Below are 21775 nucleotides of genomic sequence, written 5' to 3'. Positions count from 1 at the left end.
CAACACTGTCAGAAAAACCGCCTCACAGCCTCGTTTTCCCCGTTTTTTTATTTTTGTTTTCTCCGTTCCTTCCGAACAGGAGTGCAAAGGTAGTAGAAGTTTTTCCGTTTGCAAAAAGAATCTGAAAAAAATATTTTTTCTTTCTCCTTCCCGATTTCACGGATCCAAACACCTCTCGGTGTCTGGCAACTTCCTTTCACTCCGCCTTTCAATTTTTCCCCGCGCCGTTTGCGTCGATTGGGAGTGCAAATATCGGGGGATTATTTCAGGATACAATAGATTCTATAGAAAAACTGCTAGATCAGATCTAATCTCTTGATTCTGAATCAGAAAAATTTTCAAAATTTTTTGAATTGAAAAGTCAATTTCCACGAAGAATTAAATGATTAAAAAGATAATTGTAATAATTATCAGTATAATATTCTGAATCTCAGCTAAAAAGACTTAAAATCTGAAACTTGGCAGGGCCGGATAGCTATTTTTCCTCTTTTTATTAGAAGTAAAAACATACCTAAATGAAAGTTCATGAGCTCCCCCAGAAACAGATTGTCCTAGTTTTGAAACTGAAAAGTCAAAAGAGTAACCCAACTCAATCCCTGAATCTAAGGCTATCCCTATCAAGGCAATTAAAGACTCACTATTTGGCAACTGGTACTTAGTTGGAAGACCTCGGTACCACAAACCAAGGATTAAGGGCTCAAAGAAAAATTCAGCACCAATATCCAGTTGATTATACAATCCCTGCTGTCTATAATTAAAAGCAATGGCCATAGATCGTTCCTGGTCATAATTATTCAGATACTCATTGATATAGCCTGGAGCCAATTCAAACCTATATCCTCCATGAACCCCAAACCTTATAGGTAAAGTGTTTTCACTTTCTGAAAGAAAACTAATCGAGGGTTCCAATAAATGAAAGGCTGAACCTCCCATCCAAAACTTTTTCCCATAAAATAAAAAGCCAGTATGGGCATCAAATGAACGAAGCTTACTTTCCCCCTCAAATCCATCTCCCGGCTGTCCAATAATCACTCCTCTGTTGATATCGAGCTGCGTACCTAAAATGACTCTATCAAAATATACATCTCTTCCAGTGAAACTACCTTGAAAGCCAATCTGAAAGAATGTACTCTCTGATAATTTCAAGCGGTAACTATAAAGCAAACCCACTTCATACCATTGACTTTGAGTAAAGGACTCTTTCGCCCCTGTAATAATAACCCCTACTCCACTATTCAAATTTTCAAAGTAATGATCTCCATAGGCTGTAGATGCCAAAAAACTCTGATCTAATGCTGGCCATTGATTTCTAAAATTAAAACCTACTCTGCTTTCGTCAGTACTGCCGGCAAAAGCTGGATTTAAATAAAATGGGTTGGCATAAAATTGCGAGTATTGAACATCCTGTCCTTTCGAAAAGAAACAAATCAGAAAAAACAAAACCGCGAAAATCGAAAATTTACTCATCTGATTAGCTTAAATTTTCCACTTTCTTTTACTTGCTCTCCATCGGTAGAAGCTCCATTGAAACGATAGATATATGTACCAGCATCCACTAATTTCCCCTCGATGGTTCCGTCCCATCCTGCACCATTCAATTCATTGCTCTGGAAAATCAAATCTCCCCACAAATTAAAAATCAAAAGTTCTGCACTGACCAGCCCCTTGTATTTGGGAGTGTAAGTTTTATTTTCCTCTAAACCCGGAGTGAATCCGGTCGGAAACATCACCCGGTAACTTTTGGTAATAGAAATAACCTTAGTCAAGCTTTTTTGACAGCCAAACCTATCAGTCAAGGTTAAAGTAACCTCAAACTCACCTTTCTTTCCGAAAACATGCACAGGGTCTCTATTTTGAGAGGTTTCCCCATCGCCGAAATCCCAAGACCAGCGGATAGTTCTTGTATCTGACATATCTGTGAACTGGATGGGATCATCAGGAAAAATACCACCTTCTGCATCCCCTCGAATATCTGTACCCTGAACAACAAAGTCGTAACCAATTAATAGTTCTTCCTCCTGAATGAATACCTCCACTTGATTGGAACCGGAATAACAATCAAATTCTTTAGGCTTCACAAAGACTTCGTAAGTGCCACTTTGATTTAAAGTTAAAATCTCTTCGTTTTCCAATTCCAAACCATTCCCAGTCAATAAATAATCAAATGACTCTGGATCATATGAGGATATACCTTCAAAAATATTTACTGGCTCACCGGGTACACATCCCACAACTAATTCATCAAAAATTAATTCCGGATACTCTGGATATACCACCTCAATCGGATCCGATTTAGCAGGACAATTATTTCTATTGTAAGCCCAAACCTCTACCATGCCCTCATTACTTATAATAAGCTGGTCAGAGGTTTCATTAACTATCAATTCCCCATCAAGATACCATTCGTACCGAGTATAATCTTCATTCCCACTCGCTATAAAAGTCAATGATTCTCCAGGGCAGCTATTGATACTTCCTTCCACAACTTCTTTACCGATGACCTCCAAACTTACTGGCTCTGGAGACTCTTGTATCCTTAGGGTAATTTTATTCCCTTCAGAAGCTTTCCCATAATTATCCCCAATAGTGTAAAAAACGGTGACCTCTTGACCGGCAAAGCCTTCATTTGGGAAAAATGTGTAGGCACCTTTTTCTCCTGCCTCCAGAATTCCTTCCGACAGAACCAAATACCTATTTTGTTCCAAACATCTTGCCTGAGTACAGATATCATCTGCCTGTGCCTGAATTTCCTCCCTTGTACTGTAAAATTGCAAACAGCGAATCTCTGAGTCAGCATTGGGTAAAACCACATCCTGATCCAAAATAAAAAACTGATTTTCCTGTCCCTCACAAGTAGCAACATCTTCGAAATCTATTCCGATGGGATTTTCCAAAGCGTCGTCATTTGACACTTCAACTTGAAGGTTTCTGATTTCATGAAAATTAGTAAACCCTCCGGTAGAAGCTGCAAATCCGATTTTAAGATTTTTCGGTGCAGGAAAATCATAAGGCCTATCGAATATGGTCACCATTCTCGGTTGATTGGGCTGAGTAGTGACCATCATTCTCAAGGTGAGAAAAAAACCTACTCCATTAGGATTGGGTTCTAATTCTAAAAACACCTTTCTATAGCCAGGCTGATTAGGATCTGTCACTCTAGTAGTCCCTGAACCACCAGAGCTAATTGGGAATTGTGCTCCTGGATTGAGCCCATCGTTATTAGTTCCTGTTGTATTGGTTTTTCTTCCTACTATAAACTGATAACCCTGAAATCCATTTCCTGGTCCTCTTACTACAATAGCATCTGGTACTCTTTCTTCAGGCTGAATATTAGAAAACCTGCCAATCCTTCCCTCGCCACTGTTGCCGAAATTCCCAAACTCATCAAAGCCAATTCCTATGTAGGCATTACTCAATCCAGACTCATTATTTCTAGGAGCATAGCCTAAGGAGCCTCCAAATCCACCAGGTGAAAAATTCTGTGTATCTCCATCAAATAAAAAAATGGTCAAACCATCAGCCAGGAACTGGCCTGTTCCTCCATAGCTGAAATACTCAAATTCTGACTTAATCCCATAAATGGATGGAAATGGCACATCAATGTAAACATAACCTACTTGATCATTCAAATTACTGGTGAGTCTCAGGACCCCGCCAGTCAAGGAAGCATTTCCCCCAAATATGGTCTTAGATTGAGTGCCTGGCGTTTGAAAACTTTCACAATACGGAAACCCTGTCTGAGCTTTAACTCCTACCAAGAAATTCAAAAAGATTAAAAGACCGGCAACAAAAAATTTAAAATTCATTCTCCTACACATTTTGCTAAAAATACGAAATGATCTCAGCACAAAAAGAAAAAAGCCTCGAATGGTTAAAATCCGAGGCTAAAATTTTTATCTCATAATGGTTTGGACTCTATCCGGCCCCACCGAAACCAATTTGATTGGGACGTTGAGCTCTTTTTCCAGATAAGACACATAGTCTTTCAATTCTTGAGGGAAATCTTCATAAGATCTAACGTTTTCCAAAGAGCAATTCCAGCCCTTCATTGTCTTATAAACTGGCTTAACTTCGGTATCTGTGATTTCAAAGCTCAAACGATCAATCTTTTCCCCATTTGGAAGTTCATACTGGGTACAAACTTTGATCTCTTCGAAAATATTTAACACGTCTGCTTTCATCATAAACAATTGGGTAACTCCATTGATCATGATACTATATCTCAATGCTGGTAAATCTAACCATCCACATCTTCTAGGTCTTCCAGTAGTACTGCCGAACTCATTACCTTCTTTTCTCATGTCTTCCCCAGTCTGATCAAATAATTCAGTTGGGAAAGGGCCACTCCCTACACGGGTACAATAGGCTTTGAAAATTCCAAACACATCTCCGATTTTGGATGGAGCAACTCCCAAACCTGTACACGCTCCTGCGGTCATGGTACTAGAGCTAGTCACAAATGGATAAGAGCCAAAGTCTACATCCAGTAATGAACCTTGAGCACCCTCGGCTAAGATTCTTTTATTGGCTGATAAAGCTTCATTGACCACGTACTCACTATCGATTAGATTGAGTGTCTTGAAAAATTCAACCGCGTCAAAGAATTGCTTTTCCATTTCAGCCAATTGATCCAAAGGGAAGTCATAAAAAGACAAGGTGGTCTTATGCTTTTCTAAAAGCGTATTATATTTCTCTTTAAACTCAGGGCTTAGGATATCTCCCACTCGAAGAGCAGTTCTACCAATTTTATCTTGGTAAGTTGGACCAATTCCTTTGAGTGTAGATCCAATTTTCTTATCTCCTTTGGATTGCTCGTAAGCAGCATCCAATAATTTATGGGTTGGAACGATGATGGTGGCTTTCTTTGAGATCACCAAGTTTTTCATGTAATCGATGGAAAACTTACCCAATCCATCTATCTCTTTTTTCAAAACCACTGGATCCAGTACCACTCCATTTCCAATAATGTTAAGAATCTGAGATCTAAAAATTCCTGAAGGAATTTGGTGTAAAACATGCTTGATGCCATCAAACTCCAATGTATGTCCTGCATTGGGGCCTCCCTGAAAGCGGGCTACGATTTCATATTCAGGAGCTAAAACATCTACAATTTTTCCTTTTCCTTCATCTCCCCACTGGAGACCCAGAAGTACATCCATCTTCATTTGATGTGCGGTCTAAACGGTTAATCAAAGTCTTTTTGAAGGGCGAAATTTGCGATTCGAGTAAAGAAAACCAAGTGAATTAGGATAAATAATTACCTGAACCAAAAAGAAAAAGTCAACCCGCCCGTGAACAGGTTGACTTTATATCGCATTCAATTTCTATTGATTTTTCTTTTGAAACTCCTCTACGGAATCAAAAACAGTGAATATGTTGTTCAATTTCGTAATGATCAGCAACTTTTTAACATGATCTGAAGGGGAGGTCAGATAAACTTCTCCTCCCACATTTCGCATTTTGGTCAACATGGTAATAAGAAGGCCAATCCCCGAGGAACTGATATATCTCACTTCGCTCAGATCAATGACAAAAATTTTAGCACCCTCTTCAATCGCATCGGAAACCACTTCCACTAGCTTAGGCCCAACTTCATCCCCAATCAAATCCCCTTGGATGTATAAATAATGCGCTTTTTCGTCCTGTGCGCTTCTATAGGTTAATTTCATTTTCTAATTAGTGGGTCTATTTTCACATTTTTCCTTGGTACAATTCCCATACAAAATCAGTGAGTGATGCATTACTTTGAAATCCAAAATATCCCCTACGGTATTTTGAATATTTTGGATACGGGGATCACAAAATTCCATCACCTGATTACAGTCTACACAGATCAAATGATCATGCTGCTTGTATCCATAGGATTTTTCAAACTGTGCAAGATTCTTTCCGAATTGGTGTTTGGTCACTAGGTCACATTCCACCAAAAGATCCAGGGTATTATAAACAGTAGCTCGGCTGACGCGGTAATTCTTATTTTTCATACTGATGTAAAGAGACTCCACATCAAAATGCCCGCTTCGGCTATAAATTTCTTCTAAAATCGCATATCGCTCAGGAGTCTTCCTGAGCTTTTGATTTTCGAGATAGGCTGTAAATATTTTCTTTACTTCTTCGAAATGAGTTGTATTCAAAGACATTGGCTTCTTTTTTTCCAAATATAACTTTTGATAGGGAGAAAAGATTCATTTGTTCAATCAAAGCGTGAAACCTTGATGATTCCCTCTACCTGACTCAAATTTTTCATCAATTTATCCAAATGCTCTGTGCTGTGGACATAGAGCTTGATTGTTCCTTCGAAAATCCCGGCATCTGAATCCACTGTAATTGACCGCATATTTACTTTCAATTCATTGGATATCACCTTAGTAACATCATTGATCAAGCCCACACGGTCTGTGCCGACAATGTGTAAACCTGCTAAAAACGCAATTTCCTTTTGACTGGTCCAACGGGCTTTGATCACTCGATTTCCATGATTGGAAAGGAGTTCCAAGGCATTGGGGCAGGAAGTTCTATGGATTTTAATTCCTTCATTGACAGTCACAAATCCAAAAACATCATCTCCCGGGATAGGATTACAGCATTTTGCAAGGATATAATCCACTACATCCATATCCTCCCCGATCAGCAACTGATCATGATCAGGTCCTTTCAAGCTTTTGATTTCTTTGGTGAAGGTACTTTCATCTTTCACCTTTTCCTGAATAGCCTTATGCTTCAGTTTCTGGTTTTCTTTAAAATCTTTGAAGGACTTGATCGTGGTAGGGTCAATTATTCCTTTCCCCACTCTATAATAAAATTCATTCGCAGTTTTCAATTCAAAGAAAGCCCGTAGCTTCTCTACAGTCTCTGAATTGAAATCCATCTTCATCTGCTTAAGCTTTCTTTGGATGATCTCTTTTCCATCCAAAATGGCAGATTTCTTCTCCTCTCTCAGCGCATCTTTGATTTTGGCCTTAGCACGAGAGGTCATTACGTTATTCAACCAATCTTCTGTCGGCTTTTGCTTATTGGAGGTGAGAATTTCTACCTGATCTCCATTTTTCAGCTTATGATTGATAGGAACCAGCTTCTGATTCACTTTGGCACCAATACATCTGGCTCCTACTTCAGTATGGATTTCAAAAGCAAAATCCAAAGCTGTTGAACCGAAAGGCAACACTTTCAAATCTCCTTTAGGCGTAAAGACGAAAACCTCTTCATGAAATAAATTTCCGCGGAAATCATCCATGAATTCGATAGCATTTCCATCATTGGATTCCAGCATGCTCCTAACCTGCGTAATCCAATCATCCAATCCGGAACTACCCTTACCGCTACTGTCTTTCTCCTTGTATTTCCAGTGTGCAGCATATCCTCTTTCCGCAATTTCATCCATTCTGGAAGTCCTAATCTGTACTTCCACCCACTGCCCTGTATTACTCATTACAGTAGTGTGAAGGGACTCGTAACCATTGGATCTGGGAGTACTGATCCAATCTCGAAGTCGATCAGGATTTGGTCTATAAAAATCAGTGACAATGGAATATACCTGCCAGCAATCAGCCTTTTCACTTTCCAATTCACTATCCAAAATGATACGTACCGCAAACAAGTCATAAACCTCTTCAAACGGAATCCCCTGCTTTTTCATCTTGTTATAAATTGAAAAAACAGATTTGGGCCTGCCCTTAATGCTGAAAGAAAAGCCTTGGCGATTCAACTCTTCCTCGATTGGCTGAATGAAAGACCTGATGAATCTATTTCTGTAGGATTTTGATTCATTAATCTTATTAACAATATCCTTATAGGTATCAGTATCGGTGTATTTCAGGTAAAGATCCTCTAATTCAGACTTAATCGCATAAAGTCCCAATCGGTGTGCAAGTGGGGCGTACAGATACATTGTTTCTGATGCGATTTTCAATTGCTTATGCCTAGGCATGCTAGCCAAGGTCCGCATATTGTTCAGACGATCTGCAATTTTGATCAAAATTACCCGCACATCATCCGAAAGAGTCAGAAGCATTTTCCGGAAATTCTCAGCTTGCTGAGAGCTTCCATACTCAAATACTCCAGATATTTTAGTCAAACCATCTATGATGGTCATGACTTTATGTCCAAACTCCCGGTCTATATCTTCTAACTCCCAATCAGTATCTTCTACCACATCATGTAATAAGGCAGATACAATTGAAGTGGTGCCCAATCCGATTTCTTCCACACAGATCAATGCTACTTCTAATGGATGATAGATATAGGGTTCCCCCGACTTCCTCCTCATATCCTTATGAGCCTCCAGAGATACATTAAAAGCTCTTTTAATGAGCTTTGCATCCCCTTCCTTCAGGATGGGTTTGGCTTGACGAAGAATTCTTCTATATCGCTTTAAAATTTCTTTTCTCTCTTCTTCGAGATCTACTTGAATCATACTGAGGGAATTTACTACAAAAATGGAAGCTGTCTCTTAATTTTTGGAAATGATTTTAGATTTTTTTTTGGGTGAGCATTTGCAAATTATCTTTTAGTACCTACATTTGCATCCACAATTGAAAACGGGATGTAATATCCGGATTTGAATTGGTTCAACTGCGGATGTGGCGAAATTGGTAGACGCACTAGACTTAGGATCTAGCGCCGCGAGGCATGGGGGTTCGAGTCCCTCCATCCGCACACATACCGAACCCTCAATCACTCGACTGTTTCAACAAACAGGAAAGAGATTGGGGGTTTTTAGTTAATCTTCATCATAAACATACAAGCGCTTTGGAAATCACATTAGACAAGCACTCAGCAAATCAAGCTTCTATTAAAATTAAGCTAACAGAAGCAGATTATCAACCGAAGGTAGATGCCAAATTGAAAGATTATGCTAGAAAAGCTAATATTCGTGGCTTCAGACCTGGGAAAGCTCCAATTTCCATGGTTAAAAACATGTATGGAACTTCCGTTTTGGTGGAAGAAATCAATGGGATTTTGGGTGACTCCTTGAATAAGTATCTGAAAGAGCAAACTTTCAGAGTTTTGGGTGATCCACTTCCAGTAGAAAACGTTGAGGAGAAAATTGACTGGAAAAACCAGAAAGATTTTGATTTTGAATACAAAATCGGTTTTATCGAGAATTTTGAATTGCCGCTTGACAAGAAAATCAAAGCTACCAAATACGCAATCAAGGTAGATGACAAATTGGTCAATGAAACCATAGAGAACCTAAAATCTCAGTATGGAAACAGCACCAATCCGGAAACTTCTGAGGAGGGTGACAATGTATATGGAGACTTGAAAGCTGCTGAAGGAGATTTCACAAAAACTATTTCTTTACCACTTTCTAAGTTGAGTAAAAAATTAGCTAAAAAATTCATCGGTCTTGGTAAAGATGCGGTAGTTGAGTTTGACGCTAAAGACGTGAAAAAAGGTGAGTGGGATGAGGCTTTTGACTTTTCTGAAGATGAAATGCAATTTGCCAATGGAGCTTTTACATTCACTGTAAAGAATATCAACAGAACTGAAGAGGCGAAAATGGATCAGGAGTTTTTTGATAAAATCTTCGGCCCAGAGCAAGTTAAGTCGGAAGAAGAATTCGTGGCTAAAGTAAAAGACACTCTTCAGTCTAATTACGATAAAGAATCCAAAGTTTTCACTGAGGAAGAATTAAAGAAAGTGTTGGTAGAAAAGGCCAGCCTTGATTTGCCGGAAGACTTCTTGAAAGAGTGGTTGCTTAAAGCAAACGAAGGGAAAGTCACTCAGGAAGACGTTGATAAAGAATTTCCAATCTATGCAAGACAGTTGATTTGGTCTTTGGTTTCTAATGAGTTGGCTAGAGCTAATGAAATTAAGGCGGAGCACGAAGATGTTATCGCTAAAACCAAAGAGATGATCAGGGAGCAATTCGCAGCAAGTGGTCTTGGATCTCAAATGGAAGACAGCATGGATATGTTTGTAGACAACTATCTGAAAGGAGAAGAAGGTCAAAACTATATGAATATGTTGACCTCAGTGCAGAATGACAAAGTCTTGTCATTTGTACAGGAAAAAATAGACATGAAAGAAAAGGAAATAAGCATTGATCAGTTCAAGGAACTTTTAGAAAAGTAAAATGCTTTTAGCTCTATAAAAAAGTCCTTATTTAAGGGCTTTTTTTATTTTTGTTTACCACAACATACATAGATATGATCAATAAAGAAGAATTCAGAAAGTATGCGATTCACAATCAAGGTGTAAGCGGCACCGCATTTGACCAGTATACACAACACATCGAGAATATGACTCGCTCTGTGATCGAAGAGAGACCTCAAAACTTCAGAGAAATTGACGTCTTTTCAAGACTGATTATGGACAGAATCATTTTCTTGGGAACAGGAGTAGATGATCACATTGCCAATATTATTGTTGCGCAGTTGCTGTTTTTGGAATCAGTGGATTCCAAAAAAGATGTACTCCTTTACATCAATAGCCCAGGAGGCTCAGTTACAGCTGGATTAGGCATTTACGACACGATGCAGTACATTGGTCCAGATGTAGCTACTATCTGTACCGGAATCGCTGCTTCCATGGGTGCAGTTTTGCTGGCCGGTGGTGCGAAGGACAAAAGATCTGCACTTAAGCATTCCCGAGTGATGATTCACCAGCCTTCTGGAGGAATGCAGGGACAGTCTAAAGACATGGAAATATCTCTTAAATTAATTCTTTCCATGAGACAGGAGCTGTACCAAATCCTGGCAAATCATACAGGAAAAACCTACGAAGAAATTGAAAGAGATTCAGATCGTGACTATTGGTTGAAAGCTCCTGAAGCAAAAGACTACGGTTTGATCGATGAAGTACTTGTAAAAAAATAATTAAATGGCTCAGGTAACCTGCTCCTTTTGCGGAAGAAATAAAAAAGATGTAGACTTAATGGTATCGGGTATTTCTGCCCATATCTGTAATTTCTGCATCGAGCAAGCGCACATGATTCTTGGTGAGGAAGAAAAAACCAAGAAAAGTGCGGCTTCCAAACCAAAGTTTAATCTTAAAAAGCCAAAGGAGCTTACCTCCTATTTGGACCAATATGTGATTGGTCAGGAGGATGCTAAAAAAGTTTTGACTGTAGCTGTTTACAACCACTATAAACGCCTTCAGCAAAAAGTAGAAAAGGATGATATCAAGATTGAAAAATCCAATATCATCATGGTTGGTGATACAGGAACAGGAAAAACCTATCTGGCTAAAACACTCGCTCGAATATTAGAGGTTCCTTTTTGTATTGCTGATGCTACTGTATTGACTGAAGCAGGATATGTAGGTGAGGATGTAGAAAGCATCCTGACTCGACTGCTCCAAGCGGCAGATTATAATGTGGAAGCTGCAGAAAGAGGAATTGTCTACATCGATGAGATTGACAAAATCGCTAGAAAATCAGACAATCCATCTATTACAAGAGATGTCAGTGGAGAGGGAGTGCAGCAGGCAATGCTCAAGCTTTTGGAAGGTACGGTGGTCAATGTACCACCTCAAGGAGGAAGAAAGCATCCAGATCAAAAAATGATCGCCGTGAATACAGAGAACATTCTCTTCATTTGCGGAGGTGCATTTGATGGAATTGCCAGACATATTGCCAAGCGTCTCAACACTCAGCCATTGGGCTTTAGCAAGGCTTCCGAAGCATCCTTGGCGGACAGAGAAAATCTTTTGCAATATGTGACTGCGCAAGACCTCAAGGCCTTTGGCTTAATTCCAGAATTGATAGGAAGACTTCCTGTACTAACCCACTTAGATCCACTTCACAAAGAAGCACTGAAAAGAATCCTTACAGAACCAAAAAATGCATTGGTGAAACAATATCACAAGCTTTTGGAAATGGAAGGGGTAAATCTAGTATTTGAAGAAAGTGGTCTTGACTTCATTGTAGATAAAGCTGTGGAGTATAATCTAGGTGCAAGAGGACTTCGTTCTATTTGTGAAGCAATCATCACGGATGCTATGTATGAACTTCCTTCTAATGAGGACATCAAAGAATTGGTCATTGATGAAGAATATGCCAAGTCTCAATTTGACAAATCAAAGTTCAAGAGACTTCAAGTTGCATAAGCACCATATAAATCAAAAAAGCTCGCTGGAATTATCCAGCGAGCTTTTTTTATGATTAGTTTTCCTTATCCCTATTCGAGTTCAACCTCAAAGTAGTATTCAGTACCGTCATTAAACATACCCAGTACAACAATTTCCTCTCCTGATAATTTGGAGAGTGTAGAAATAATAGACTCGGCATCGGTTACTTTATATCGGCCATTTTCGGCAATTATTGATGTTACGATAAATCCAGGTCTTGCCCCTGCGCTTCTCCATTTAGGAGCGCCCACAGTATTAATCAAAGCTCCACCGGATATTCCTAATCTTTCCTTTTGTTCAGTGGAAAGGTTTTCAAAGATCAAGCCTTCAAACTCATAAGTTTTAGGAATTACCTTTTTGACAATATTCGTGTCTCCTTCGAAGTTTTTCAAAGTCGCATTGGTCTTAAAGGTCTTGCCATCGCGGATATATTCCACCTCCACTTTGTCTCCTGGACGCTTTCTAGCAACCATTTCTTGGAGCATAGCCACATTAGTTACCGATCTTCCATCAATTGAAATGATGATATCCCCAGCCTTCAAACCAGCCTCTTTTCCTCCGCTGCCTTCATTCACACCACCAATATATACTCCTTGCTCTACAGGGAATTTTATATTCAAACGGTCGGATAATTCAGGACTAACATCTTGAATACTAACTCCTAAAAGACCTCTTTGAACTGTCCCGTATCGCATCAAGTCATCCATAACCTTTTTCACCAAAGAACTTGGAACGGCAAATGAATACCCTGCAAAAGTTCCTGTATTGGATGCAATGGCAGTATTAATACCAATCAGCTCTCCTGCTAAATTTACCAAAGCCCCTCCTGAATTACCTGGATTTACTACGGCATCTGTCTGGATGAAGGATTCAATCTGCAGGTTGTTTTCCACATCTCTCAAGATGCCAATATTTCTAGCTTTGGCGGAAATAATTCCCGCTGTGACTGTAGAGTTCAAGTCAAAAGGATTCCCTACCGCAAGTACCCATTCACCAATTTTGGTTTGATCAGAATCTCCAAACTTCACAAAGGGAAGTCCATTAGCCTCAATTTTCAATAGGGCCAAATCCGTAGTGGGATCTGTACCAATCACTTTGGCTACATAACGCTTATTATTTTCCAAAGAAATATCAATTTGGCTCGCTCCATCGACCACATGGTTGTTAGTAACAATGTATCCGTCTTCAGAAATAATCACTCCTGAGCCTGAGCTCACTGGAGCTTGCATTCCAGGACCACCCTGTCTGCCCCTTGGAGGAATGCCAAAGAATTCTTGAATTGGATCTCTTTGGGACCTTGTACCTCCGTAAGAAATTGTGCTTTTTACGTGGACCACAGCCGGGGTCACAATTCCAGCTGATGCCACAAAATTGATCCCATCGGGAATGGTGAAATTTTCACCGTTTAATAAATTAACAAAACTGGTCTGCTGCTTTTCATCAAAGCTTGTAGCTTCTTGAGGTTGAATCAAAAAACTCACCCCAACCAATGCTACAATACCCCCAATCAAAGAGGCCAGAAGCATCCCAAGAAAGAATTGTTTTTTGCTCATAGTTTATCGTGTTATATCTGTTACAAATTTATAAAGACGAAAGGCTCAATAATAAAGCCTTTTAATGTGGCTAAAACCTCAAATTAACAAGAATTAACCGCATTTCACATCCTTTTAAATAAACTCAAAAATAAAGAGCGGGGTTTTCCCGCTCTTCAAATTATTTGACTTCTATGACAGACTTCAAATTCTTTTTTTCTGTTTTTGGAATTGAAATTTTTAAGACTCCATCCACATATGTAGCTTCGATTTTTTCACTTAATACATTTTCAGGCAAATAAAAGGATCTGCTAAAGGATCCAAAATGAGTCTCAATGCTATGATAGTTTTTCCCTTCTTTTTTCTCCTCAATTTTTCGCTCTCCTGAAATAGTCAATCTTCCTTCGGTAAGATCGATATTGAAATCAGATTTTTTCATTCCAGGCACAGCGACTTCAATTTCAAAGCTTTTATCATCTTCTGAAATATCCACAGCAGGATTAAACTGCTTATTCATTGGGATAAAATTATCATTGAAGAACCTGTCTAACATGCTACTGAATGTGGTTGGAAATTCAGTACTGGTCGGATTATATTTTGTAAGTTTCATGATGTTGTTGGTTTAAGTTGTTTTCACCTACTAATAAGAAAAACTTGTACCACTCGATTTTTTCTGCCTCTTTGACAGATTTTCTCCATATAAAAGCAAAATTTCCAGACGTATTGACATGGTAAAGAGCATGTTAGCAGAATAAAAATGGCTTCATGAAATAGATAAAACAAAAAAGCCTCCGAAAAACGGAGGCTCCTTTACATCATTATTCAAAAACGCATTTATGCTTTTTTGACGTTGATGGCGTTTGGTCCTTTTTTGCCATCCTTGACGTCGTATGTAACTTTGTCATTTTGGGCAACTTTGTCCACCAATCCGGTTGCGTGTACGAAGACATCGCTTTGGGACTCATCATCCACGATAAATCCGAACCCCTTGGCTTCATTGTAAAATTTTACTGTTCCGGTAAACATAATAAATTGTTATAAATTGTAATTGAAAGTGCTTTAAAAGTAAATATTCGTCTAAAAAAAACAAAATAATCGTTTTTTATTTTAAGCATATGAAAAAAATTGTTTTGATCCGACATGCCAAATCTTCTTGGGATAATCCTTGGTTAAACGATCATGATAGACCCTTGGCGGAAAGAGGAATTAAAGCTGCTCCTATCATGGGAAAGAGACTCTTAAAGAGAGGAATTAAACCAGATCTTATCCTAACCTCCTCCGCTGAAAGGGCGGTGACTACTGCAAAACTGATTGTGGAAGCAATGGAAGCCTCACCAGAAATCATTGAAATAGAGCCCAACCTATATCATGCCTCTCCTTCCGTCATGATGAAATATATTCACATGCAAAAGGATTCAAAAGAAACCATTTTCTTGGTAGGTCATAACCCCGGGTTGAATGACCTTATAGAATTTTTAGGAGAATATATAGACAATCTTCCTACAGCCGGGATTTTCTGTTTTAACTTATTGGTAGATTCTTGGGCCGAAATGAAAGCAAAAACAGTAAAAAAAGATTTCTGGGACTACCCAAAAAACAAGAAAAGATCCTAATTCCTTTCTTATCTCAAATTTCAGAAGTTTCTCACATCTTGAATAACATCCTCAAAATTAGATGGATTGCTAATAAGAAAATCAATTTTTGCCGCTACATCTTCAGGAGAGCTTAAATCTCCATTTTCTTTAAATCCTTTGAATTTTTCTATATCCGGAAAATCAGATTCATTAGAACTTCTAATCTCTGCCTGCATCTCGGTATCTACAATTCCTGGAGCTAAACTGTAGAAGTGGAATTTGTCGGATTTATTCTCTTTGGCTGCGACCATCGTAAACATAGCCAAAGCAGCTTTGGTACTGCAATACCCTCCCCAACCTGAAACTGCTCTTTTAGCTGCTCCCGAACTGATATTGATTACTTGTTTTCTAGCCTCATTGAATTTGTAAGTCTTGATAAAGGAATTGGTCAAGAACATAGGGGCTAATAGGTTCAAATTCACTTGCGTGCGTAATTCTGCAGGATGCAAACTACCTATAGGCTTGACTTCGCCTATCCAGCCAGCATTATTGATCAGAATAAACTCTTCGTAGTTATCAATGGGAAAGACAGAGTCTAACTCTTTCTGCAAAACTTCCAACTCGGAAAGATCCAAAGAAATTTGGGTTAGATTGGAGGCCTCGATTTCAAGTTTTGTCCTCGAAATTGCCAAAACATCAAATCCCTCCTTATTCAGAAAATGATCTAGTATAGCTCTGCCTAGGCCTTTACTATGGCCTGTTAAAATTAGTAGTGATTTACTCATTGGGTGAACAAGTGATTCACTTTTACCTAACAAGGATCATCCCAATTTTTAAAATGATTTAAACAAAAATATGTAATCAATTAAATATCAATTACTTATAATCTTAAAATATTTTAAAAACTTACCTTAAATCAAAAAAAAGAAGGGTTTTGAATGAAAACCCTTCTACAATTAACGGTAAGAAATCTATATCACAGAATATACTGTGAGAGATCTCGGTTTTTCACCAAAGTATTTAATCTTTCCTGTACCATTTCCTTGGTGACCATAATTTTTGAGTTGGCTTCTATGGTGTCCGGTACCTCAAACAAGAAGTCATTCAGTAAATGAGACATCACAGTATGCAGTCTTCTTGCTCCGATATTTTCTACTTCTTGATTGATCAAAAATGCCAATCGAGCTATTTCTTCAATGGCTTCATCATTGAATTCAAGAAATACCTGCTCTGCCTCAAATAATGCCTGATACTGTTTGGTCAAAGCATTTTTGGGTTCACGAAGAATTCTTGAAAAGTCTTCTTGGGTTAGGCTGTTCAACTCCACTCTAATCGGGAACCTACCTTGAAGTTCAGGAATCAAATCTGAAGGCTTACTCACGTGGAAAGCACCCGCTGCAATGAATAGAATATGATCGGTATTGATTACGCCATATTTGGTGTTCACCGAACTTCCCTCTACGATCGGCAATAAGTCTCTTTGAACACCTTCTCTACTTACATCTGGCCCACCACCATTCTTGCCTGATTTGGAAGCAATTTTATCGATCTCATCAATGAAAATAATCCCATTGTTTTCAGCCAATTTAATTGCTTCTTCCTTTACTTCATCAAAATCTATCAACTTGGAGACTTCTTCTTCCAGCAAAACCTTTCTGGCTTCTGCTATGCTAAGCTTTCGCTTTTTGGTCTTCTTTGGCATCATGTTGGAAATCATGTCCTGAAGGCCCGCCATACTGGCATCATCCATCATTCCATTTCCAATCATTCCCACTCCTACCGGAGAAGAGGCTTTCACATTGATTTCTATTTTTCTATCATCCAGATCTCCGTTTCTGAGTTTTTCACGAAATCTTTCTCTGGTTCTTTCATTGAGTTCACCGTCAGAACCCGGTTCTTCCTGATCATTTATAACAGGTGCTGTTCTAAACCCTGCACCCTTGACAGGAGGAATCAAAATATCCAAAATAATTTCTTCAACTGATTCGGAAGCTTTAGCCTTTACAGCCTCATTCTTCACTTCTCTCACCAAATGAACCGCCTGCTCTACCAAATCCCTAACCATACTTTCCACGTCTCGACCGACGTAACCTACTTCGGTAAATTTGGAAGCCTCCACTTTGGTAAAAGGTGCTTGAGCGACTTTTGCCAATCTTCTGGCAATTTCTGTCTTACCTACACCGGTAGAACCTATCATCAAAATATTGTTTGGAACAATATCTTTTTGAATTTCAGATTTGACCATCATTCTTCGAATTCTATTTCGAAGCGCAATGGCTACATTTCGTTTTGCATCCTTTTGTCCTATAATATATTTATCTAACTCAGCGACGATCTGTCTCGGAGTTAAAGAAAGAATTTGATCCATCTTGTAATTTTTTAAATTTTAAACTTGATCAGTTTCCCTTAGAAAACTAAAAAGGGGAGTTTTTTCTCCCCGCTTAATTATTCAGCAGTTTTTGCTTCAGACTGAAAGGAAAACCTTAACGGCTTCTCCACTTTAGACTTCAGTAAAGCAATATCCAACACCTCACTTACTTTATCTACAAAGTGAAAATCTATTCCTTTAATATACTGCTCATCGATTTCCTCAATATCCCGCTTGTTCTTCTTGCAAAGAATAATCTCTTTAATCCCTGCTCTTTTAGCTGCTAAGATTTTCTCTTTGATCCCTCCAACAGGCATTACTTTCCCAATCAAACTGATTTCACCTGTCATAGCTACTTTCGCCTTCACTCTTCTTTGGGTATAAACAGAGGCCATTGCAGTCAACATAGTAATACCCGCAGATGGTCCATCTTTTGGAACTGCACCCGCTGGGACGTGTATGTGCAAATCATATTGATCAAATACTCTATGATCAATCTCCAAATGCTCTGCCTGTGACTTCAAATAAGATAGCGCTGTCATAGCAGATTCTTTCATCACATCTCCCAACTGGCCAGACAAGGTTAACTTCCCTTTTCCTCTACTCAAGCTAGATTCAATAAATAGAATTTCACCTCCTACACTGGTCCAGGCCAAACCAGTCACTACACCTGCCACGGAATTATCCTGATAAGTTTCCTTATCAAACATCTCAGAACCCAAGATTTTACGAACGGCCTCGGCATTGATTTTAGGTTCATACTCCTCTTCCATCGCAATAGACTTGGCCACATTTCTAACAACTTTACCTATGGCTCTTTCCAGATTACGAACCCCTGATTCCCGGGTATAATCCTCGATAATCTTCACCAAAGCACTTTTGTCAAAACGAATTTGATTGGCTTTAAGTCCATGCTCTTTTCTTTGCTTAGGAACTAGGTGTCTTTTGGCTATTTCTACTTTCTCTTCCTGAGTATACCCAGTCACTTCAATGATTTCCATTCTATCTCTCAACGCAGGCTGAATGGTATCCAATGAGTTGGCAGTAGCGATAAACAGAACCTTGCTCAAGTCATATTCCACTTCCAGATAATTATCAAGGAAGGCGAAGTTCTGCTCAGGGTCCAATACTTCCAAGAAAGCTGAACTTGGATCTCCTCTAAAGTCCGATGAAAGTTTGTCAATCTCATCCAAAACGAAAACAGGATTGGATATTTTCACCTTTTTCATGTTTTGGATAATCTTACCTGGCATAGCGCCCACATAAGTCTTTCTGTGACCTCGGATCTCAGCCTCATCATGCAGACCACCCAATGACATTCGGATATACTTTCTTCCCAAGGCTGCGGCTATGGATTTCCCCAAAGAGGTTTTCCCAACCCCAGGAGGTCCGTAAAGACATAGGATTGGGCCTTTGAGATCATTTTTTAACTTTAAAACAGCCAAGTATTCGATAATTCTTTCCTTGACTTTCTCAAGACCAAAGTGATCCGCATCCAAAATTTCTTTGGCATGCTTGAGATCAAAATTATCCTGAGTAAACTCATTCCATGGCAATTCCACCATGGTTTCTGCATAGTTGAGCGCAATTGGGTATTCTGCAGCAGAAGGATTAATTCTTAAAATCTTATCCAGTTCTTTTTCAAAATGCTTAGCAACTTCCGCAGGCCAGTTTTTCTTGGCCCCTCTAACTCGCAAATCTTCCACCTCTTTCTCAGGACCTTCTTCCCCCAGTTCAGTTTGAAGAACTTTCATTTGTTGACGCAAGAAATAGTCTCTTTGCTGCTGGTCGATATCAGTATGTACCTTCTTTTGGATTTCTGATTTCAGTTCTAACATTTGGATATCCTTCATCATGAATTCCAAAAGCAAAGTAGCTCTTTCTACCCCATCATTGATCTCCAATAATCGCTGCTTGGATTCGACTGGAGCATTAATATTGGAAGAAAGGAAATGGGTAAGAAATGGAGTATTGTCAATATTATCCAAAGCTACTTGAGCCTCTCTTGGGATTTCTGGATTCAGATGAAGAATTCTGGTAGCTGCGTCTTTCAGAGACTCTTCCAGCGCTTGTATTTTCTTGGAGCTTTTTGGGAAGTTTTCATCAAGGAAATCCACTTTAGCGATAAAGTAAGGGTCATCAGTAACCTGCTCCCTGATTTTAAATCGCTTTTTACCTTGAATTATAATCGTGGTATTTCCATCAGGAAGGACTATCATCTTGATAATTTTGGCCAATGTCCCTACTTGATAAATATCCTCCCAAGCCGGATCATCATTATTAGGATTGATCTGCGCGCAGACCCCAATCATCTTATCGCCCTTTTGGGCTTTTTTAACCAGTTTGATTGACCTTTGCCGTCCAACAGTGATTGGAATCACCACCCCTGGAAAAAGTACCGTATTTCTAACAGATAAAATCGGAATTTCTTCCTTTAATATTTCTTTTCCATTTTGATCATCTTCTTCATCTGTGATTAATTGGATCAGATCTCCCTCTCCTGCATACTCACCTACCATAAGATTATCAAATAAGGAATTTTCGAATTGACTCATATAGACATTTTGACAGTTAAACTGTCGTTTTTTGACTTAGTTTAAGTTAGACCTCCAATGTACGAAGGTCTGTGCTTAAAGTTCAATGCCTGTGCCAAAGAAAGAATGGGTCAGAATGGCAGAGACCTTGAATCACATGAATAAAAAGAATGATTATCCTAAATCTTACTACTGGCCAAATCTCCTTTGCTCATTGAGAGGGAAGACCGATGACAGAAGACCGAAGCTTCCGAATTCTTATCCATGGAGCTAATATTTGACCGTATTTTTTTTACAGTCAAGAAAGCGGATATATACAATAAAAAACATCGAGACCAATCCCAATGTTCAAATTCTCTTTTAATTCTTAGCTGACACCCTCATTTTTTGAAAAAATCATCTCATCTGTCTAGGACATCTAAAATCTCAACCCGAGTTTTCCTGAAAAAGCATTCAAAGAATATTTATATATTGACCTTGATCCAAAATCCAGATAACCCATTTCTGGTAAAATTTCATATTGCATCTCTATGAAAGGATTAGCAAAAGACATTTTTCTAGTGTAGCCAACTTTAAAAATTACTCCGGAGCTAGGATTTTTCACCTCCAAAAGGACAGGATCCCTTGGCCTTGTTATTACTCTGTAAGGTTCCCAACCTTGCATATACTCATATTGAGAAATTTCTGAAATAAACTCTTTTCGAAGAAGATTTAAACTGACACCGATACCGAAATACAAATCTTGATTCGTCTGATTGATAACTTTATAATTCAGATTGATAGGAAACTGGATTACCCTCAATTTGAAATCCTCTTCATAATACTCTCTTTCTCTGCCAGGATCTAATCGAGGACCGAAAACCCAGCTATCTCTAATTGCAAAATATCCTAGGCCAATTTCCGCTCTAAACCTTGGAGAAAGCTTATTTAAATCCATGGTAAGTAAAACCTCAGGTCTTATACTTAAAACCTGATCATCAAAATCTTTAGAATCAAACCGATCTTTAAAACTGCTCAGTCCTATAGATGCTGATATGCCAAATTCGATATATTTTTCTTTTTCCCCGTTAATTTGATAAGTAGCGCCCAAGCACTCATGATAGGCTATCAATAACTTTTCAAGCGAGGGATAAGATAAATTGGTTGAATTAATTTTCTCCGAAAAAGAAGGCTCGCAAGCATTTAACATCACGTGGAGAATTCCTAAATAAGTCTTTCTTTTATGCTTCCTGGATTGCTCCATCATAGAAAGCCTATTATCCACACTCAGTAAAATCGCTTCACGATCTTTTACCAAATAAAAATTTGACTCGAGGTATGCCAAAGACACTTCTCCTTCAAATGGAAGTTGAAAAAAGGATTTTTTATCAGAGTTCCTTTCTTTGAGAGAAAGGTATTTCCTGCCATTTTCAAATTGAAATCCATCGATATCTTCAGGAGAAAACTTTGTAGAGCCATCTGAGGTAAGGACATGCAAAACCTTATAATTGTCAGTGATGCCTTGAGATGCTAATTCATATTTTTGAGTCAGCCCATTTCTAATTACCACTACTTGAGATATTTGCCCCTGTACTTCAGAAAAAACCAAGAAAAATCCAAGAGCACATAGAATGATTTTATTCATAAATTAAAAGTTTCCACAAACTAATATTATCGAATAAAATTTTCCTAGCTATCCTTCGATGAAGAAACTAA

General features: G+C 38.7%; 17 protein-coding genes and 1 tRNA gene. 5 read left to right on the top strand and 13 right to left on the bottom strand.

Annotation, left to right across the window (positions count from 1 at the left end; translation table 11 throughout):
- Positions 1–444: 444 nt before the first annotated feature.
- From B2906_RS17100 to B2906_RS17075, 6 genes are all read right to left on the bottom strand, one after another.
- A complete protein-coding gene (locus B2906_RS17100; RefSeq protein WP_286941969.1) occupies positions 445–1467 on the bottom strand; it encodes a PorP/SprF family type IX secretion system membrane protein in 1023 nt (340 codons plus the stop codon).
- Positions 1464–3806: a PKD domain-containing protein gene (locus B2906_RS17095; protein WP_286941966.1), complete on the bottom strand. Its 2343-nt coding sequence runs from the start codon at positions 3804–3806 to the stop codon at positions 1464–1466. Before B2906_RS17095 ends, B2906_RS17100 begins: the two co-directional genes overlap by 4 nt.
- 87 nt (positions 3807–3893) lie before the next feature.
- Positions 3894–5165, bottom strand: coding sequence for an adenylosuccinate synthase (locus tag B2906_RS17090; protein ID WP_219958191.1), 1272 nt, complete (start codon positions 5163–5165; stop codon positions 3894–3896).
- A gap of 159 nt (positions 5166–5324) precedes the next feature.
- Positions 5325–5669 carry an STAS domain-containing protein gene (locus B2906_RS17085; protein WP_219958190.1) on the bottom strand — a complete coding sequence of 115 codons (345 nt, stop codon included), beginning with the start codon at positions 5667–5669 and terminating at the stop codon, positions 5325–5327.
- A 3-nt stretch (positions 5670–5672) separates the two neighbouring features.
- Positions 5673–6140 carry a Fur family transcriptional regulator gene (locus B2906_RS17080; protein WP_144604095.1) on the bottom strand — a complete coding sequence of 156 codons (468 nt, stop codon included), beginning with the start codon at positions 6138–6140 and terminating at the stop codon, positions 5673–5675.
- Positions 6141–6193: 53 nt separating this feature from the next.
- Positions 6194–8413: a RelA/SpoT family protein gene (locus tag B2906_RS17075; RefSeq protein ID WP_219958189.1), complete on the bottom strand. Its 2220-nt coding sequence runs from the start codon at positions 8411–8413 to the stop codon at positions 6194–6196.
- A gap of 160 nt (positions 8414–8573) precedes the next feature.
- Between B2906_RS17075 and B2906_RS17070 the strand changes: the two genes are divergently transcribed.
- The 4 genes from B2906_RS17070 (at position 8574) to clpX (ending at position 12051) form a co-directional block, all read left to right on the top strand.
- Positions 8574–8655, top strand: a tRNA-Leu gene (locus tag B2906_RS17070).
- A 93-nt stretch (positions 8656–8748) separates the two neighbouring features.
- Positions 8749–10077: a trigger factor gene (gene tig / locus B2906_RS17065; protein ID WP_219958188.1), complete on the top strand. Its 1329-nt coding sequence runs from the start codon at positions 8749–8751 to the stop codon at positions 10075–10077.
- Between the two features lie 74 nt (positions 10078–10151).
- Entirely contained in the window at positions 10152–10820 is a 669-nt protein-coding gene (locus tag B2906_RS17060; RefSeq protein WP_286941961.1) for a ClpP family protease, read from the top strand.
- A gap of 4 nt (positions 10821–10824) precedes the next feature.
- A complete protein-coding gene (gene clpX, locus B2906_RS17055; RefSeq protein WP_219958187.1) occupies positions 10825–12051 on the top strand; it encodes an ATP-dependent Clp protease ATP-binding subunit ClpX in 1227 nt (408 codons plus the stop codon).
- A 71-nt stretch (positions 12052–12122) separates the two neighbouring features.
- On the opposite strand, the gene B2906_RS17050 is transcribed toward clpX, so the two are convergent.
- From B2906_RS17050 to B2906_RS17040, 3 genes are all read right to left on the bottom strand, one after another.
- Positions 12123–13625, bottom strand: a complete 1503-nt coding sequence (locus B2906_RS17050) for a S1C family serine protease (protein ID WP_219958186.1) — start codon at positions 13623–13625, stop codon at positions 12123–12125.
- 160 nt (positions 13626–13785) lie between these two features.
- Complete coding sequence (locus B2906_RS17045) at positions 13786–14214, bottom strand: Hsp20/alpha crystallin family protein (protein WP_091655102.1); 429 nt, start codon at positions 14212–14214, stop codon at positions 13786–13788.
- Positions 14215–14438: 224 nt separating this feature from the next.
- Positions 14439–14630: a cold-shock protein gene (locus B2906_RS17040; protein ID WP_024281570.1), complete on the bottom strand. Its 192-nt coding sequence runs from the start codon at positions 14628–14630 to the stop codon at positions 14439–14441.
- Between the two features lie 89 nt (positions 14631–14719).
- Between B2906_RS17040 and B2906_RS17035 the strand changes: the two genes are divergently transcribed.
- Positions 14720–15217, top strand: a complete 498-nt coding sequence (locus B2906_RS17035) for a SixA phosphatase family protein (RefSeq protein WP_286941953.1) — start codon at positions 14720–14722, stop codon at positions 15215–15217.
- A 20-nt stretch (positions 15218–15237) separates the two neighbouring features.
- On the opposite strand, the gene B2906_RS17030 is transcribed toward B2906_RS17035, so the two are convergent.
- The 4 genes from B2906_RS17030 to B2906_RS17015 all read right to left on the bottom strand — a co-directional run bounded on the left by B2906_RS17030 (position 15238) and on the right by B2906_RS17015 (position 21704).
- Positions 15238–15963: an SDR family NAD(P)-dependent oxidoreductase gene (locus tag B2906_RS17030; protein ID WP_286941950.1), complete on the bottom strand. Its 726-nt coding sequence runs from the start codon at positions 15961–15963 to the stop codon at positions 15238–15240.
- A 191-nt stretch (positions 15964–16154) separates the two neighbouring features.
- A complete protein-coding gene (gene hslU, locus B2906_RS17025; protein ID WP_144604103.1) occupies positions 16155–17546 on the bottom strand; it encodes an ATP-dependent protease ATPase subunit HslU in 1392 nt (463 codons plus the stop codon).
- Between the two features lie 77 nt (positions 17547–17623).
- Positions 17624–20101, bottom strand: coding sequence for an endopeptidase La (lon, locus tag B2906_RS17020; RefSeq protein ID WP_286941947.1), 2478 nt, complete (start codon positions 20099–20101; stop codon positions 17624–17626).
- Positions 20102–20498: 397 nt separating this feature from the next.
- Positions 20499–21704 (bottom strand): hypothetical protein, encoded by a 1206-nt coding sequence (locus tag B2906_RS17015; RefSeq protein ID WP_286941945.1) that lies wholly within the window; start codon positions 21702–21704, stop codon positions 20499–20501.
- Between the last annotated feature and the right edge of the window lie 71 nt (positions 21705–21775).

The organism is Algoriphagus sp. UBA3586 (genome assembly GCF_002376385.1).
GTDB classification, from domain to species: Bacteria; Bacteroidota; Bacteroidia; order Cytophagales; family Cyclobacteriaceae; genus Algoriphagus; species Algoriphagus ornithinivorans.
The sequence above is the reverse complement of the archived record's forward strand: the minus strand, read 5'-3'. Positions and strand labels throughout refer to the sequence as shown.